General features: G+C 69.9%; 8 protein-coding genes. 2 read left to right on the top strand and 6 right to left on the bottom strand.

Features of this window, described 5'->3' with window-relative positions; genetic code table 11:
• Positions 1–8: 8 nt before the first annotated feature.
• The 5 genes from ACWESM_RS15170 to ACWESM_RS15150 are packed head-to-tail and all read right to left on the bottom strand — an operon-like array spanning position 9 to position 14,769.
• Positions 9–5,018 (bottom strand): amino acid adenylation domain-containing protein, encoded by a 5,010-nt coding sequence (locus ACWESM_RS15170; protein ID WP_452492227.1) that lies wholly within the window; start codon positions 5,016–5,018, stop codon positions 9–11.
• Positions 5,019–5,069: 51 nt separating this feature from the next.
• On the bottom strand, positions 5,070–9,599 hold the full coding sequence (locus ACWESM_RS15165; RefSeq protein ID WP_452492225.1) for an amino acid adenylation domain-containing protein: 4,530 nt from the start codon (positions 9,597–9,599) through the stop codon (positions 5,070–5,072).
• Between the two features lie 35 nt (positions 9,600–9,634).
• Complete coding sequence (gene nbtC / locus ACWESM_RS15160) at positions 9,635–12,667, bottom strand: nocobactin polyketide synthase NbtC (protein ID WP_452492223.1); 3,033 nt, start codon at positions 12,665–12,667, stop codon at positions 9,635–9,637.
• Complete coding sequence (locus tag ACWESM_RS15155) at positions 12,660–13,988, bottom strand: beta-ketoacyl [acyl carrier protein] synthase domain-containing protein (RefSeq protein WP_452492221.1); 1,329 nt, start codon at positions 13,986–13,988, stop codon at positions 12,660–12,662. Before ACWESM_RS15155 ends, nbtC begins: the two co-directional genes overlap by 8 nt.
• Positions 13,989–13,995: 7 nt before the next feature.
• Positions 13,996–14,769 carry a thioesterase II family protein gene (locus tag ACWESM_RS15150; protein ID WP_452492219.1) on the bottom strand — a complete coding sequence of 258 codons (774 nt, stop codon included), beginning with the start codon at positions 14,767–14,769 and terminating at the stop codon, positions 13,996–13,998.
• A 144-nt stretch (positions 14,770–14,913) separates the two neighbouring features.
• Between ACWESM_RS15150 and ACWESM_RS15145 the strand changes: the two genes are divergently transcribed.
• Entirely contained in the window at positions 14,914–15,579 is a 666-nt protein-coding gene (locus ACWESM_RS15145) for a GNAT family N-acetyltransferase (RefSeq protein WP_355076069.1), read from the top strand.
• A 44-nt stretch (positions 15,580–15,623) separates the two neighbouring features.
• Here the strand turns inward: ACWESM_RS15145 and ACWESM_RS15140 are convergent, their stop codons facing one another.
• Entirely contained in the window at positions 15,624–16,910 is a 1,287-nt protein-coding gene (locus tag ACWESM_RS15140; protein ID WP_355076067.1) for a SidA/IucD/PvdA family monooxygenase, read from the bottom strand.
• 172 nt (positions 16,911–17,082) lie between these two features.
• Between ACWESM_RS15140 and ACWESM_RS15135 the strand changes: the two genes are divergently transcribed.
• Positions 17,083–17,553 (top strand): hypothetical protein, encoded by a 471-nt coding sequence (locus ACWESM_RS15135; RefSeq protein WP_364430710.1) that lies wholly within the window; start codon positions 17,083–17,085, stop codon positions 17,551–17,553.
• Positions 17,554–17,576 lie beyond the last annotated feature (23 nt).

Raw genomic sequence — 17,576 nt, 5'->3', positions numbered from 1 at the left:
CACCCGAATCAGCGCTGCGCGGACCAGGATTCGCGCAGCATGGCCAACGCGTCACCGGACAGGCCCGAGGCCGACATCGGCTCGTACCGGTGCTCCTCCGGCGCCGGCGCGCCCGCCGCCCGATCGGCGGCCGCGTCGACGGCCGCCGCCAGTTCGTGCAGCGTGAAGTGCTCGAAGATCAGCTGCGGGGTGAGCGCCAGGCCCGCCTCGCCCGCTCGCGCGGCCCACTGGATCGCGATGACGCTGTCTCCGCCGAGCGCGAAGAATCCGTCCGTGCGGTCCACGTCGGTGATCTCCAGCAGTTCCTCCAACAGCGCCGCCAGAGCGCGCTCGGTCTCGGTCTGCGGCGGGCCCGCCTCGGCCTCGCCGACCGTGGCCTCGGACGCCGCGTGGCGCACAGCGGTACGCGCGGTGTCCCAGCCCTGCGGCGCGAGGTTCGATTCCCGCACCGCGGTATCGGGTTTCGTGGCGAACGCGGTCAAGATCCGCACCAGCGTGTCGGCGAATTCCTCGCCGGAGGCCGGGTCGTAGAGCTCCGAGTTGACCACCACCCGCACCAGCAACTCGCCACCGGGTTCCACCAGGAAATCCAGGTGGAAGTCCATGAACGCGGCGTCGTACCGCGGCGTGAGCGGGGTCAGCGTGGTCTCGGCGGTGAAGCCGACGGTCGGCGCGGTGTGCCCGAACTGCATGATCACCTGGAACAGCGGATTGCGGCCGAGTACCCGGGGCGGGTTGAGCGTTTCCACGATCCGCTCGAACGGTACGTCCTGGTGGCCGAGAGCGCCGAGCGCCGATTCGCGCACCCGCTGGAGCACGGTTCGCGGCGACGGGTCGCCCGAAAGATCGTTGCGCAGCACCATCATGTCGGCGAACAGGCCGATCAGCCGGTCCACCGACCGCCAGGGCCGATTGGCGACCGTCGCGCCGATCGGCACGTCGTCGCCGCCGCCGAGGGTGTGCACCAGCACCGCGGCCGCTGCCTGGCACAGCATGAACTCGGTCGCGCCGGTCGTCTCCGCCAGCGATCGCAGTGCCTGCCACGTCTCGGCCGCGACGATCCGGGTCGCGCTGACGCCCGCATGGCCCAGCCGCGCGGGACGCGGGCGGTCGTGGCCGACCGCGATCTCCACCGGCAGGCCCGCCAAGGCCGCGCGCCAGTAGTCGAGTCGCGCTTTGCCGTATTCGCTCAGATCGTCGCGGCCGGGGGCGTGGTCGAAGGTATCGCGTTGCCACACCGCGAAGTCGGCGAAGTGCAGCGCCGGTTCCGGCCAGGACGGGGCCGTGCCGCTCACCCGCGCGCGGTAGGCGACGGTGAGGTCCTCGAGGAAGACCCGGCACGATTCCCGGTCGGTGACCATGTGATGGGTCAGCACCGACAGCACGTGGGTGCGCTCGTCCAGGACGAACAGGCGCAAGCGGAGCAGCGACTCCCCGGCCAGGTCGAACACATGGTTCGCCTCGGCCGCCAGCGCCTCGTCCAGGCGAGCGCCGTCGAGCGCGGTGCGGGGCAACTCGACCGGTCCCGCCGGGGCCACCCGCTGGTACGGCGTGCCCTCGTGCTCCGGGAAGCTGGTGCGCAACGACTCGTGACGGGCGATGACGTCGCCGAGCGCCGCGGTGAGCGAGGCGATGTCGAGTTCGCCGTCGAAGCGGATGGCGAACCGGAAGTTCTCCCACCCGAACGGGCCTTCCAGCTTGCGCCGCAGCCACAGCGCCCGCTGCGAGTACGACAGCGGAATACGTTCGGGGCGTGGTCGTTTCGCCGGCATCGCGGCGTTGTCACCGGAGGGCAGGCCGGTGGGAACGACCTCGTCGAGATTCTCGCCGAACCGATCGTGGTACCGGGCGACCAGATGCGCGGCGAGCCCGGCGACCGTCGGGGTGTCGAACGCCGCGCGCACGTCGATATCGATCCCGAACGTGTCGCGCACCAGGGCGACCAGCCGGGCCGCGAGCAGGGAGTGGCCGCCGAGTTCGAAGAACGAGTCGTCGGCGCCAACTCGCTCGGTGTCGAACAGCTCGCCGTACAGCGCGGCGAGCCGGATCTCGGTGGGCGTTTCCGGCGCCCGATACGTGCGGGTCCGAGTCAGCACCGGCTCCGGCAGCGCGCGGCGATCGAGCTTGCCGTGGGCGCTCAACGGCACTTCGTCGATCACGGCGAAGGCCGCGGGGACCATGTGCTCGGGCAGCGTCGCCGCGACCGTCGCGCGCACCTGCTGGAGGTCGATCTCGCTTCCCGGCGCGGGCACCAGGTACGCGGCCAGGATCGGGCCGAGCCGCTCGTGCTCGGTGACGATCGCGACGCACTGCGCGACGCCGGGGTGATCGGCCACCGCGGCCTCCACCTCACCTAGTTCGATGCGGAACCCGCGCACCTTCACCTGTTCGTCGGCGCGGCCGACGAATTCGATCTCGCCTTCGGCGGTGCGCCGGGCGAGATCGCCGGTGCGGTACAGCCTGCCGCCGGGTAGGAAGGGGTCGGCGACGAACCGCTCCGCGGTCAGGGCGGGCCGATCCAGGTAACCGCGCGCGAGCTGGCGTCCGCCCAAGTAGATCTCGCCGATCACGCCCGGCGGGACCAGCCGCAGCGAGTCGTCGAGCAGGTAGACGTAGACGTTGCGGTTGGGGAATCCGATCGGCACGATCCTGGTGCCCTGCGGCCCGTCGACCGGCATGGACGTCGAGCACACCACCGCTTCCGTCGGCCCGTAGTGGTTGCGCAGGTCGGCGTCGAATTGCGCGGCGAACCGGTCGGCGATCTCGCCGGGCAGCGCCTCGCCGCCGACCGGCACGTGCCGCAACGCCCGCCAGTCGTTCGCCTCGGGAAGCATGAGGAAAGTGGCCAGCAGCGAGGGCACCATGTGCAGCACGGTGATCCCGTGACGAGCGATCAGCTCGGCGACGTACGGAATATCGCGGTAGGCGTTCGGTTTCGGGACGACGATGCTCGCGCCCGCGATCAGCGGCAGGAAGATGTCGGCCAGCGACGCGTCGAAGCTCACCGAGGTGGCCTGCAACACCCGCTCCGGGACGCTGGCGTCCCAGTCGGCGGCGAAGTTCACCAGGTGATCGGCGATCGCGTCGTGCGGCACGGGGACGCCCTTGGGCTGTCCAGTGGAGCCCGAGGTGTAGATCACGTAGGCGATGTTCGACGGGCGCAGCGGCGACTCGCGTTCGGCGTCGGTGGGATTCGTGTCCGGCGCGTCGACCGCCTCGGTCATCGCCGCCGCGATCGCTTCGGCGTCGAACGACAGCGCCGGACGCGCGTCCGACAGCAGATAGTCGATGCGGTCCGGTGGATAGGCCGGATCGATCGGCAGGTACGCGCCACCCGACTTGAGTACCGCGAGGCTCGCGATGATGAATTCGATGGAGTTCGCCATGCGCAGCGCGACGAGCTGCTCGGCGCCGACGCCGCGCCGGATCAGCCAGTGCGCCAGGCGATTCGCCCGCCGGTTCAGCTCGCCGTAGGTGAGTTCGGCTTCGTCGGATACCACCGCGACGCGATCGGGGGTCGCCGCGGCCTGCCGCTGCACCAGCTCGACCAGCGTTGTCGCGGGCGCGTCGACGAGCGGACCGTGCGATGCCGCGACGATGTCCGCGCGGTCGGCGGCGCCGAGCATATCGATCGCGCGGACCGGCTGCCGTGGATCGCGCATCGCGTCGGTGAGCAATTCCAGGTAGTGGCGCAGCAATTGCGCCACCACCGACCGGTCCAGCTCGTCGACGAGGTAGGTGGCCTCCACGCGCGCGCCCGCGTCGTCGAGGACGACCATCAGTCCCAGCGGCTCCTGCGCGACCGTGCTTCCCCACGGCAGCTCGGTGGAGCGGACCCCGGCGAGATCGAACCCGTTCGCCCCGCCGCGCACGCTGAAGCTCAGCTGCACGAGCTGGGCCAGGCCGTCACTGCCCGCGATCCGGTCCGAACTCACCTCGCGGACGACCCGTTCGACGCCGATCCCTTGATGCGCGAACGCGTCGCGGGCGGCGTCCCTCGTCACGTCGACCAGCTCGGCGAAGCTGCGCCCCGGACGGATTCGGGCGCGCAACAGCAGCGTGTTGCCGAAATAGCCGATCAGCGCCTCGGCGTCGCTACCGCGGCGGTCGGTCACCGGTACCGCGACGAGGAAGTCGGTCGCCGCGGTGTACCGCTGGACCAGCGCCTGGAAGGCGGCCAGCAGCACCATGAACGGGGTGGCCGAACGGTCGCGCGCGACCTCGGTGACCCGGTCCAGCAGTTCCTGGGGCAACGGCAGCACGCACTTGTCGGCGTTGCGGGTAGCCGCGCCACCGGCGAGCGTTCCGGGCAACTCGAGCCGCTCCGGGAGCGGGGTCAACCGCTCGCGCCAGTACGCCAGGTCGGCGTCGTCTTCGGCGGGCCGCTCGGCGAGCGACACGTCCACGTACTGCGCACGGATCTCCGCCTGCGGGTCACCGCGGTAGGCGGCATTGAGCTCGGCGAAGAAGACCGACCAGGAGTCGTCGTCCCAAGCGATGTGGTGGATCGTCAGCACGAGCACGTGTTCGGCCGGACCGGTGCGCGCCAACGTCACTCGCAGCGGCGACTCGGAGGTCAGGTCGAACGGACGCGCGAACTCCCGCCTCGCCAGAACCTCGAGTCGCCTGCCTCGGCCTTCCTCGGAGAGATCCGTGAGATCCTGCTGCTGCCACACCGGCCCCAGTTCGGCGTGTGCCGTTTGATACGGCTCGCCGTCCGCGCCGACGTGATAGGTGGTGCGCAGGATCTCGTGCCGCGCCACGACGGTGTCGAAGGCGGCGCGCAACCGCGCGCTGTCCAACGGACCGTCGAGTCGGTAGCCGACGCAGACGTTGAGCGTGGTGTCCTCCGGCGCGACCGTCTGTACGAACCACATCCGCTGCTGCGCGGACGAGAGCGGAGCCGGATCGCTGGGGCGCCTGCCGCGCGCGGGTCGCGCGGGCGCGGGCGCGAGTTGCTGTTCACGCAGTCGCTGCTGCAGCAGCCGCTTGCGCCGCTCGAGAATCTCGTCTGACATGGTGGGTCCTTCGGACTGGGTTCGGATGGGCTGAGTGGCTGGCGATCGCGGTCAGTCGGCGCCGACGGTCACCACGGAGATCGCGCGCGCGAGGGCCACGACGGCGTCGTGCCACAGCTCGGCGAGCCGGTCGACGTCCGCGACGGTGAACACCGCCTCGCTCCAGCGCAGCATGGTGACGAGCTGGGGCCCCTCGGTGGTGGTCCGCACCGCCGAGACGACGTCGAGCGCGTAGCGCAGCGGGAAGTCGGGCTCCGCCACGAGCGGAAGGCACTCGTGCAACGCCAGATCCGGGATCGGCGCCCACGGCCGTCCCGCACCGGCCAGGTCGAACCGGCCCAGGTAGTCGAAGAGCACCTGCGGCTGCGGCGCATCGACCAGTTCGGGGGTTCGCGTGAGGTAACGCAGCACGCCGAAGTCCACGCCGCCGTTCGGCTGTTCGGCCAGGTGTGCCGCGACGTGTTCGAGCAGTGCGGCGGCGCGAACCGGATCGGTCAGCGCGGTGGCCACATCCACGCTCTCGGCGCCCGCTCCGAGCCGGGCGGGCACGATGCTGGTGAACCAGCCCACGGTGTGCGCGCTGTCGACGTCGGCGCCGAGCACCGCGTCCTCTCTGCCGTGTCCTTCCAGCGCCAGATACGCGCCCGCCGTGGGGTCCTGACCGCGTTCCAGACGCCAGCTCGCCAGCGTCATCGTCAAAGCGGCGAGCAGGAACTCGCGGACTCCCGCCGCGCCGCCGCCGAGACTGTTCAGGATGGCCGCGCTCGTCTCGGCCGGGGTGGGCACGGGATGGACCCGGTAGGAAGCCCAGGTGTCGGCCCTGGGATCGGGCAGCCGCGCGCCCAGCACCGGGTCCGGCGCGGTGACCTGGCGCGTCCAGTAGGCGCGCTGAGCCGTGACCGCCTCGGCGCCCGCGCGTTCGCGCAGCAGCCGGGCCCACTGCCGGTAGCCGGTGTGCTCGACCGCCGGGACAGGCGTCCGTCCCGCGAGCACCTCGGCCCAATACGCGGCGAGGTCGGCGGAGATGACGTACCAGGAGACCGGGTCGACGGCCAGGTGGTGGATGGTGAGCAGCAGCACATCCGGAGCGCCGGACCTGGTGAACCACACCGCGCGCACCAGATCTCCGGTGGACGGGTCGATCTCGTCGGTGGCCGCACGGCCGTGTGCGGCCAGCGTCGCGTAGAAGTCGTCGCCTTCCTCGACCCGGGACAGGATGTCCTGCGCTCGGACGCTGCCCGGGCCGCGCGTGTGCAGGTCGTATCCCTCGGGTGTGGTGACGAAGCGGGCCCGCAGCATGTCGTGTCCGTCGAGCAACGCCTGCAGCACCGCCGTCAGGCCGCCCTGGTCGACGCCGTCGGGCAACTCGAGCAGATTGCTGAGCGTGAGTCTGCGGTAGCCCCCGTACTCGTGCATCCACGACACGATCGGGGTCGGGCCGACCGGCCCGTAGCCCTCCGAACTCGTCGCGCGTTCGCGACCGGCTTCCGCGTCGATCCGCGCGGCGAGTTCCCGGATCGTGGCGGCGCCGAGGACCGCCTTCGGGCTGATCGAGAGGCCGTCCCGCCGCAGCCGGTTCACCAGGGAGATCGCCACGATGCTGTCCATGCCGAGGCCGATCAGGTCGTCATCGATGCTCGGGACCGGACCGCCGGACAGTTCGGCGATCGCGGCGCACAGACGGTGCTCGGTGCCGGTGCGCGCCGTCTCCGCTCCCGGCCCGGCGGCCCGGTCCTCGGCGAGCATCGCGAGCCGTTTCGCATCGAGTTTTCCGTTGCTGGTCACCGGCAGCCGATCGACGACCACGATCCGGTTCGGCACCATGTAGCCGGGCAGCCGATCGGCCAGCGCGGCGCGCAGCCGCACCGCGTCGAGACCGTCGCCCACCGCGAACGCCGCCAGGCTCGGACCACCCGTACGGCGCACCACGACGACCGCCGCGGCCCGCACCCCGGGCAAGGCGAGCAGAGCTGTCTCGATATCGCCGATCTCGATCCGGTAGCCGCGAATCTTCACCTGATCGTCCGCCCGGCCGACGTAGGCGAGATCACCCGAGGGCAAGCGGCGCACGAGATCGCCCGTGCGATACATCCTTTCACCGGCACGGTGTGGATCGGCGACGAATCGGCCCACGGTGGTTCCCGGCATACCGACGTAACCACGCGCCACCTGAGCGCCGGAGAGGTACAACTCGCCCACGACGCCGATCGGCACCTGGCGCAGCCGCGAATCCAGCACGTAGCCGGTCATTCCGGTGACCGGCGCCCCGATAGCCGGTTCGGCATCGCCATCGCGCACCGCCGCGACCACCGCCTCCACCGTCGTCTCGGTGGGGCCGTAGCAGTTGTGCACGGCGGTGCCGGGCAGGGCGCACAACTGTTTCCACAGCGGCACACCGATGGCCTCGCCGCCGAGCGCCAGCACGGACAGCGGCGTGACGCCCGCCTCGACCAGTCCGGCCGCTGCCAGCTGCGTGAACATCGACGGGGTCGTGTCGATCATGTCCAGTCCGTGCCGGACGATGCCGTCGACCAGGCGTCGCGCGTCGCGCATCTCCTCGGCGTCGAACAGGTGGATTGCATGTCCGTCGAGCAGTCCGATCAGCGGCTGCCAGGAGGCGTCGAAGCTGAGCGACCAGGCGTGCGCGATCCGCAACGGCCGCCCGAGCCGCGCCACCGCGGGCCGGTACACCCGGTCGCGGTGGTCGGCGAAGTACGCGGCCAGCGCGGCATGGGTGCCGACGACGCCTTTCGGTTCGCCGGTGGAGCCGGAGGTGAAGATCAGATAGGCGGCCTGGCCGGGGTGGCCGGGCGCGGGCGCGAGCACCGGAAGCCCGTCGGAGAGTCCGTTCACTACCAGCACTTCCGGGCGCTCGGCGATTTCGTCGAGCGCGGACAGTCCCGAGCCGTCGACCAGGATCGAGCGCGGACGGGACCGGCGCACGATCGATTCGATACGGGCCGCGGGCAGCGTGACATCCACGGGCACATACGCCGCACCGGTCGCCAGCACGGCGAGAATCGCCACGATCGACTGCGCCGAACGCGGCAGCGCCAAGGCGACGACCTCTTCCGGACCGGCCCCGTGTGCGACCAGCGCGCTCGCCAATCGCCCTGCGGCATCGAAGAGTTCGCGATAGGTGTAGCGATCGTTTTCGGTGCTGAGGGCGAGCGCGTCCGGCGTGGCGGCGACCTGGCGCGCGAACAGCTCCCACACGGTCACACCGCGCACGTCGGCGGCGATCGGCGCCGGTGGCGGCGCGGTCTCGCCCGGCAGCAGGACATCGAGCGCGTCGGGCCCACGCTCGCCGATCGCGGGCAGTTGCCGCAGCACCGAGAGCAACCGCGCCCCTATGCCGGGTCCGGACAGGCCGCGCAGTGCCGCCTGCACCGCCTCGACCGTCAGCACCAGCTGCCCTTCGTACAGGAACGAGGTCACCGCGAGCGGATAGTGCGTCAAACTCTGCGAGGTCATCGGCCGCACCCGAACGCCGTCCGCCATGTCGATGGGGCGCAGGATGTCGGACATCGGCGCGTTCTCGAACACGAACAGGGTGTCGAAAAGCGTGCCGGAGCCTACCGACCGCTGGATCGCCGACAGGCTGACGTAGGCGAGATCACGCATCGGAGCCGACTCGCGCTGCATTCGCCTGCAGTCCCGCACCACGTTCTCGGCCCCGACCGCCACCCGGACGGGGACGGTGTTGATGAACAGCCCGATCATGGTCTCGACCCCGGACAACTCGTCGGGCCGCCCCGAGACGGTGCTGCCGAAGACCACGTCACGCCGGTCGGTCAAACTGCCGAGGACAACGGCCCAGGCGTACTGCACGACGGTGTTCATCGTCAGGCCGTTCGACCGTGCCCACGCCGTCAACCGGCTGGTGTCAGCCGCGTCCAAGGTGACCGTGTCGATGCTGGGCACGATCGTGTTGACCGCCGGATCGCCACGGTCGGCGAGGATCAGCGGATCGAGATCGCCGAGGTATTCGCGCCAGGAACGCAACGCGGTATCGCTGTCGCGGGCCGACAGCCAGCCGATGTAGTCCCGGTAGGGTCGGGGCACGGGCAGCGCCTCCGCCGCGCCGCCCGCCTGGTACAGGGCGAACAGTTCCCGGAAGAACACGCCGAGCGACCAGCCGTCCAGCAGGATGTGGTGCGCGGTCAGCACCAGGCGCCGAGTGCCGTCCGGCAATCTCAGCAGCAGCACGCGCAGCAGCGGGCCGCGGGTCAGGTCGAACGGCGACCGCGTCTCGGCCGTGATGACGGCGTCGAGGTCGCCCGGGTCGACTTCGCGTTCGGCCCAGGGCAACTCGGCAGCGGCGGGGACGATCTGCACCGGCCGCGGCAGGTCGCGGTCCCAGAACGACGCGCGCAGATTCGGATGCCGCCGCAGGATGGCCGCGACGCTGCGACGCAGCAATGCCACATCGACGGGACCGGCGATCTCGTACACGAACTGCAGTGCGTACAGATCGCCCTCGCCGGCCAGCCTGGCCAGCGAGAACAACCCCTCCTGCAACGGGCTCAACGCCAGTACGTCCTCGATCTCCGGCATGGTCGCCTGCGTGTTCTCCGGCATCGAGCGGCCTCCTGAGCCTGTGTTCTCGGGCATCATCAGCCTCGGTTCTCGGACATGAGCAGAACGACGTCCTCCAGGGACGCGCCGCCGAGGATCGCCGCGACCGGCAACTCGCGGCGCAACATCGTCTTCAGCCGCGCGCGCAGATCCACCGCCTGCAACGAATCGAACCCGAGCGCGACCAGCGGGACGGAGCCGTCGATGTGGTCGGGGCCGTCGAGAAGCATCACCTGCCCCAGTTCGCGCCGGATGATCTCCGCGACGCTCCGCGTGGCATCGGCTTCCGGCTCGACGGCGGCCGACTTCGGTGCGGACGGCTCGGACGGCGCGGCCGCGGACTCCGGGACCGCCGATGCGGGCGGGAAAACCCTCGCCAAGCCGACGATCTCGGCCGTATCCCGCAAGCGCTCCCAGTCCGCCGACAGCACCGCGCTGTTCCCGGTACGGTCGGCGAAACCCGCCGCGATGGCGGGCGCGGCGGGCATGGGTCGTAGACCAGCGCCGAGGATCCTGGCTTCCACGTCGGCGTGCTCCGCGCCGGGCAGACCCCACAGCCCCCATTGCACCGACACACAATCCCTGCCCTGCGCCCGCAGTCGCACGGCGAGGCTGTCGAGCATGCGATTCGTGCCCGCGTACAGTGCCTGACCACGCCCGCCGAGGGTGGCCACGAACGAGGAGCACAACAGCACGGCGCAGTCGGCGGTCTGCGGCACCGCGCGCAGCACCTCGCCGAGCCCGAGCACCTTCGCGGCGGCCGCCTCGGTTACCGCCTCCGGTTCGAACCGCGCCCATGCGTACTGGACCGCGGCGTGCACGACCACGCTCACGGGGCGCTCGGCGAAGCGCCCCGCCAGCTCGGCGACCGCGTCGGCGTCGGTGATGTCACAGGCCACGACGTCGATTTCGGTGGAACCCGAGGCCCGGATCGCGCGCAGCCGCTCGGCGAGCACGCTCGTCTCCCCGGTGCGATTCACCAGGGTGACGCGCCGTGCGCCATCGCGGGCGAGCTGCGCGCAGAATTCCAGGCCGACGTACCCCGTGCCACCGAGAATGAGGACCTCGCGTAGATCCGGGGGCGCCGAAGTGCCCAGCAACTCGGCGCGAACGAGACGCTTGGCGTGCAATTTGCCGCCCCGCAGCGCGAGTTCCGGCTCGCCCGGCACGTGAACGGCCTCGAGGATCTTGTCCGCCAGCACCGTCGGATCCTGCTCGGCGGCATCCGGGGGCAAGTCCAGGTGCCGGAACGCGATGCCGAGATGGTCGAGGCCGAGACTGCGGTACGCGGCACTGACCGCCGAATGACCCAGGGAAGGCGCATCGTCCGGGGACACCGCCTCAGCACCGGTTGTCACCAGCCAGCATTCCGTGACACCGGAGACTTCCGTGGTCAAACTTTCTGCGGCTCGGGCGAACTCGGCGAGTTCGGCCACCGCGCCTTGCTCGTCCGTGGCCGTATTCGACGGAAGCAGCAGCACCATGGTGTCGGCCTCGGTCGCGGTGTCGGCGATCGCGGCACCGTGGCGCGCGGCCCGCGCGCACAGCGCCGCTGCCAGGTCGTCCGCGCCGTCGTGCTCGGCGAGCAGTACGGTGCGCGGCGCGGCCAGCTCGAACCGGGACAACCTGGTCCACTCCTCGCGCAACCGCGAGGGGGGCACGGCGACCGGGATCGGCGTCTCGGCATCCGATTGATACGGCGCCCACAGCCTCTTGGAGTTCATCACCGTGGCGGGAAAGTCACGCAGCGGCAGCGCCGGAGTGCGGTCGTCGGAGCCCGCGCGGAGCGCCTGCCAGTCGTAATGCAAATCGTGCACCCCGACTTCGGCAAGATTGCGGGTGAATTCACCCAACCCGTTCGCGGTGCGCAGCGATGTCCCCACGACCCGGAAGTCGCGGGCATCGCGCGCGACCGGGGACAGATTCTCCCGCAGCGCGGGCTGCAATGTCGGGTGCTCGGCGATCTCGACGAAGGTGTCCACGTCCGCGGTCGCCGCCGCCACGGCGCGATCGAAGCGCACCCGGTTGCGCAGGTTCCAGTACCAGTAGTCGTGGTGGGTCAACTCGGGAGTGATCGCCGCGCCGAGCGTCCCGCCGTAACAGGTGACGTCGCCGAGCGTGAAGGTCTTGCTGCTCAATTCGCCCAGCGACGATTGGAATTCGTCGCGCAATCGCGTCATCGCGGAGGTGTGCGACGGAAACGACATCTGGATCTGCTTGGCGAACAGGCCTTTCGCGGTGGCGGTCGCCACCAGCTCCGCGATCGCGGCCTCGTCACCGGAGACACCGGTCAACTCGGGTGAGTTGACCAAAGAGACCTCCGCCCAGCCCGAATTGCGGGCCAGCAGCGCCTCGCATTCGTCGCGCCCCGCGCCGAGCACGGCCACCGCGTAGCCGTCCGAAAGATCGCGCTCCAGAAGCTGGGCCCGGTGCGTGACGATCGACACGGCATCGCGCAGCGTCAGCACACCGGCAACCACGCAGGCCGCGAGTTCACCCTGGCTGTGACCGATGGTCGCGGTGGGGCGCACGCCCGCCGCCTGCCACATGGCGGCCAAGCCGATCAGGTGGAACATTCTGGCCGGTTGCACTTCCCACAGTGTCTCGCCGAACTCGGCGCAGGCACCGAGCAGATAGTGCACCGGCCGTGCATGGCCGTACCGCTCCTCGTGCACCGCCGCGCACTCGTCGACGGCGGCCCGGTAGGCCGGGGAGAAGTCGTAGTACGGCTTGCCCATACCCGCGTGCTGGCTGCCTTGTCCCGGAAAGACGAAGCCGACGCGACGTGCCGCGACGGCGCCGCCGGACGTCACCACCGCCGGGTGCGCGGAACCCGCCGCGATCGACCGCAACGCATCCGTCAACTCCTGGCGCGTGACGACCATGGCCAGGGCGCGATACCTGCGGGCGATCCTGGTGCGGAAGAGCTGGCTCGCCAGTCGATCCGGGTCCACCCGAGGGTGGTCCCGCACGTAGGCCAGTATCGCCGCGGCCTCCGCACGCAAGCCTTCGGCGCTGTCCGAGGAGAGCAGGACGGGGACGGCGCCGTCCGGCAGCAGATACTCAGACAACGCTGTCCTCCTCCAGGACGGGCATCCCGACGACCGCGTGCGCGTTGGTCCCCGCGACTCCGAATGCCGACACCGCTCCGTAGCGAATGCCGTCGATCGGCTCCCACGGAACGAATTTCGTGGCCAGCCGCAGACTGGTGGCTTCCCAGTCGACCGCCTCGGTCGGGTGTTCTGCCCAGAGACTCGGCGCGACGTGCCCGTGCGCGCCGCACAGCAGCATCTTGATCAGGCCGAGCATGCCCGCCGCCGCCTGCGTGTGACCGATATTCGACTTGACCGATCCCAGCAGCGCGCCCCGGACACGCTCCGGCGCGCCGTACGTCCGGATGAGAGCGGACAGTTCGATGGGATCGCCCACCGCCGTGCCGGTGCCGTGCCCCTCGACCAGCCCGATCTGCTCCGGGTCGACGCGGGCCGCGCGGAGCGCGGCGCGAATCAGCCGCTCCTGCGCGTCGGCGCTGGGCACGGCCAACGGGCCGCTCTTGCCGTTGTGGTTGACCCGGGAGCCGAGCAGCCGAGCGTAGATCCGATGACCGAGCCGGCGCGCTCGCGACTCGCGCTCCAGCACCACCACTCCCGCGCCCTCGCCCCACAGGGTCCCGGTGGTGCCCGCGGAATACGCGCGGCAGTGGCCGTCGGTCGAAAGCGCGTTGTTCTTCGCGAACTCGACGAACATGCCGGGTGAGCCCATCACGCACACGCCACCTGCCAGGGCCCAGTCGCACTCGCCCGCGCGGACGGCCGCCGCGGCTTGGTGGAGGGCGGTCAAGCCTGCCGCGCAGGAGGTGTCCACACTGATCGAAGGCCCGATCAGACCCAGACTGTGCGAGATACGGCCGGATACCGCGCCGAGGGTGGTGCCGGTCATTCGATAACCGCTGTGCTCGCTGACGCTCGCCATGCGCGGGCCGTACTCCAGCGGCGTGACGCCCATCCAGCACCCCGCTTCGGCGCCGTCGACGGCGCCGGGATTGAACCCGGCATCCTCGACCGCCCGCCATGCGACGCGCATCGCCACCCGCTGCTGCGGATCCATCGCGACGGCTTCGCGCGGCGTTATCCCGAAAAAGGCCGCATCGAATTCCGTTGCTTCGGAGAGAAATCCGCCCGCGTCGCGTACGTCGCTCCAGCCCTCGTTGCGACCGAGGGTGAGCAACTGTTCGATCGGCCACTCCCGATCCCGTGGCAATGGGCCGATGAGTTCCCTGGATTCGGCCAGCGCCGTCCAGAATTCGCGTGGACTGTTTATTCCGCCGGGGGCCTCGACCCCGATTCCGACGACGACGATATGGTCTTCGTCCCCCGAAGCCGATCCTGACATGGTGAACCTAACTGGAAAGAGCGGACTGTCCTGCGTCAGCGGCGGCGGAGGCAAGCAATTCCGCGACGCCGTCGATGTGGTCGTACAAATAGAAGTGCCCGCCGTCGAAGAGCGTGACCGAGCCGCCCCGAGTGCTGTGCGCGATCCAGGGACGCAGTTCGGCGACGGTGACGAAGTCGTCGTCGGCGCCGCCGATCACCTCGATCCGCGCGCCGATCCGCACGTCCGGGTCGCACGTGTAGGCGTCGAACGCGCGATAGTCGGCCTGCAGGACGGGCAACGTCATTCGCATGATGTCGCGATCGGCCAAAACGTCCGCGCCCGTTCCGTTCAGCGCGACGAGCCGGTCGAGCAGCGCCTCCTCCTCGGTCGGCAGCGGCTCGCTGTCGGCCACCAATGCCGGCGCCACCGCGCTGGAGGCGCCGAGCAGCGCTACCGGCACACCGGCGGACTCGGCCTGACGGACGAATTCGAAGGCCACCATCGCGCCGACGCTGTGGCCGAACACCGTGATGGGAATGCCCCGGTGATAAGGCGATTCGAGGAATTCCGCAAGGGCACCCGCCGCGAGTTCGACGAGACTGTCCGGCATGGGTTCGGCGGCTCGGTCCTGGCGTCCCGGATATTGCACGAGCACGACGTCGAAATCGGCACTGAGCCGCTTGGACATGGCGCGATAGGTGGAGGCGCCACTGCCGGCATGGGGAAACAGCACCAGGGGCGGCAGCGTTTCCGTGACGGGTTTGTGAAACTTCCGAATCCACCCGGGTTTTCTCGACATCCAACAGCTCCTACACATCACGCGGTGTGGGCGCCCGCGCGCCGTCCTTTCCGAACGACCGGGCCTCGCCGACCACGCGAGGTTAGCATAGGATAACCTTACATTCATCCAGCGGAGCCACTACCGAACGGAGCTCGACGACCGATGAACCCCACCCGGACGCCTCATGTCATCGCGCGCGAGCTGACCGATATCCCCGACGAACTGCGGGCCGTGCCCGCTCCGCCGCAACCGGCTCTGCCCGCCCCGTTCGACATCCGGACGGCCGACGCGGACGGTGCGGACGCGGAGCTGCTCACTGAGTGGATGAACCGGCCGCATCTGATCGAGACGTGGGAACAGCCGTGGCCCGTCGAACTGCGCAGGCAGAATCTGCGCGCGCAGCTGGACGGAAGCTATTCCCGCCCATACATCGTCGGGTACGACTTCACCGGCACCGACCGGCCGGAACTGGGCCGTCGCGACATCGCCTACCTGGAGTTGTATCGCCCCGCCAAAGACGAGATCGCCCGGATCTACCACGCCGACCCCTATGACGTGGCCTTCCACCTCGCCACCGCCGACCCGGAGGTGATCGGGCGCGGCATCATGTTCGCCTTCGTCAGCGGCCTGCTGCCCGGAATCTTCGCGGCGGAACCGAACTGCCGTCGCATCCTGATCGAACCGGATCACCGCAATGTCGCGGTGCGGCGCATGACCGAGCGGTTCGGCGTGCCCAGTCTCGGCGACTTCGACATCCGGCCGGATCGCCGGATCACGCTCTACTACCTGCCGCGCACGCCCGCGGACGTCCCGACGGTGCGGCGCTGAGGCTCGGTCCGCGCCCCTGGCCACGACCTCGAGGGCGGGGGCGCTCACCCGAAGGCCCGCGCGACGGTGCCCGTCAACGGCACACCGGACCGTCGCGTCGCCGGTTGCAGTACCCGATCGGAAAGCTCGCCGAGGCAACTGAGATTCGGAAAACCAGGCCCCTGCGCGACCGCGGCGAGATTGGGCAGATACAGCTTGGTCTCCATCCCGGAGACCGCGAGGTCGTAGCCGATCGACACTTCGATCCGCTCCTGGGACGGCCTGCCGCCGACCGCCAGTTCCAGCAGGTCGGCCGCGTCCTGATCGAAGAGGTCCAGGAACCACAGCGGCTGTCCGCCGGTGGCATCGATGACCAGGTCGAAAGTGTGCGATTGGTCCGCGCGCCGCTCGTTGCGCAAAGTCAGCGCCACGCCGTCGCCTTGATCGACCACCCGTACGGCACGGCCCTGCAGGTGATGCACCCGGCTGTCGCCGAGCAGGCTCTCCTGCACCCGCACCGAGAAGACGCCGCGGTCGGTTCGGCGGATGACGTCACGCCGCTCCTGGACAGTGAGTCCCGCCCACTTGACCGGGTCGCTGAACAGCGAGTTCTCGAAATAACTTTCGCCGCGGGTGTAGATCGTGGCCATCGGCGAGATCACCGAAATGGACAACATGCCGTGGCGCACCAGCTCGTCCAAGGCCGAGCCCGCGGTCTCACCGCCGCCGATAACGGCGACCCGGGAGGAGACCGGCAGACTGCGCCGCCCGGCCAGATCCCAGAATTGAGCGATATTCAGCACGCGCGGATGGTCGGCGAGCGCCTTGGTGCTCGCACCGGGACCGGTGATCATCAGCCCGGCCGCGTCCAACCGGATCGCACCACCGTCGGGATCGGTCGCGGTGACGCGCCAGCCGTCGGCGGTCGCGCCGATGGAACGCACTGTGCCGGAGACCAGTTCGAGATCGATCCGGCGAGCCACCCACTGCAGGTACTTGGCCCAGACGTGATGGGCCGGGTTCGGACGGCCCCGATCGATCCACTCCGCATAGGTGCCCTGCTCGATCAGGAAGGACGTCCAGCTGTAGGCCATCATGGCCGCGTTGATTTCCTGATTGCGCCCGCGCGCCCAGGTCGAGTGGTAAGGGAAGCCCACGTCCTTCTCCGGGCTGGTGCCCAATCGATGCCTGCCGTCGGTCCAACCGCCACTCGGCAGCCAGTTGCCGCCGACCGCGTGCGCCTCGACGACGATCACCCGGGGCGCAGGAAGGTCGAGCGTGCGCAGCACATGCGCTTTCGTCGCCACCGCAAGGGCTTTCGGACCAGCTCCGATGACCAGAAGCGTTTCCACCGGTTCTCCACTCTCTCCGACATCCCGCGGCTTCTCGCCGGGTGCGCGGGCCTGCCGCCGCGCCGACAACCAGAACCCGTGCGGATCATGTTTGCATAGGCTTACCTTATATTGCACACTCGTACCCGACTAGAGCGGTGACACTCACACCCTCGAAAGATTGGATGAACGAATGACCAAGACCCCGAACAAGACACTCGCCCGACTCGCCGCTACGGCGGTCGTGGTCAGCGCCGCATTCGCCGGCGTAGTCGGGACGGTCACGCCCGCCGTCGCGGCACCCTTGGTCGCACCCTTGCACTCCCAGGCCCCGGGCGCCGGCGAGCTGACCGCAAAACTTCGCGTGGCGATCAACACCGGCGCAGCGCGCAGCACGCGAGCGGCGGAGCTGGAATCCGGCGATGCGGGCGTCGCCACGATGGACAAGATCGCGGGCCTGCTGGCGGTCTCCCCGCCGAGCCTGCGCTACAACGTGATCAACCCCTCCGCGTCGGGCGACCGGATCGACGCCCAGCTCCTGATCACCACCGAGGGCTACCCGGACTTCACCTACGACGTCTCCTGGAAGCAGATCGACGGCTACTGGAAGCTGACACGCCAGGCGGAGTGCAGCCTCGCTTCGGCGCTCGCGCTGTCCTGCTGACCCAAAACCCCTCGCGCCCGGGC

The sequence above is a fragment of the Nocardia sp. NPDC003999 genome (genome assembly GCF_053604885.1).
Note: the sequence above shows the minus strand (reverse complement) of the source record. Positions and strands in the feature narration are given on the sequence as shown.

Coding starts and splice junctions, on each gene's coding strand:
- ACWESM_RS15150 (WP_452492219.1), bottom strand. CDS start 14,769: ATGTCGAGAAAACCCGGGTGGATTCGGAAGTTTCACAAACCCGTCACG.
- ACWESM_RS15165 (WP_452492225.1), bottom strand. CDS start 9,599: ATGCCGGAGAACACGCAGGCGACCATGCCGGAGATCGAGGACGTACTG.
- ACWESM_RS15145 (WP_355076069.1), top strand. CDS start 14,914: ATGAACCCCACCCGGACGCCTCATGTCATCGCGCGCGAGCTGACCGAT.
- ACWESM_RS15155 (WP_452492221.1), bottom strand. CDS start 13,988: ATGTCAGGATCGGCTTCGGGGGACGAAGACCATATCGTCGTCGTCGGA.
- ACWESM_RS15135 (WP_364430710.1), top strand. CDS start 17,083: ATGACCAAGACCCCGAACAAGACACTCGCCCGACTCGCCGCTACGGCG.
- ACWESM_RS15170 (WP_452492227.1), bottom strand. CDS start 5,018: ATGTCAGACGAGATTCTCGAGCGGCGCAAGCGGCTGCTGCAGCAGCGA.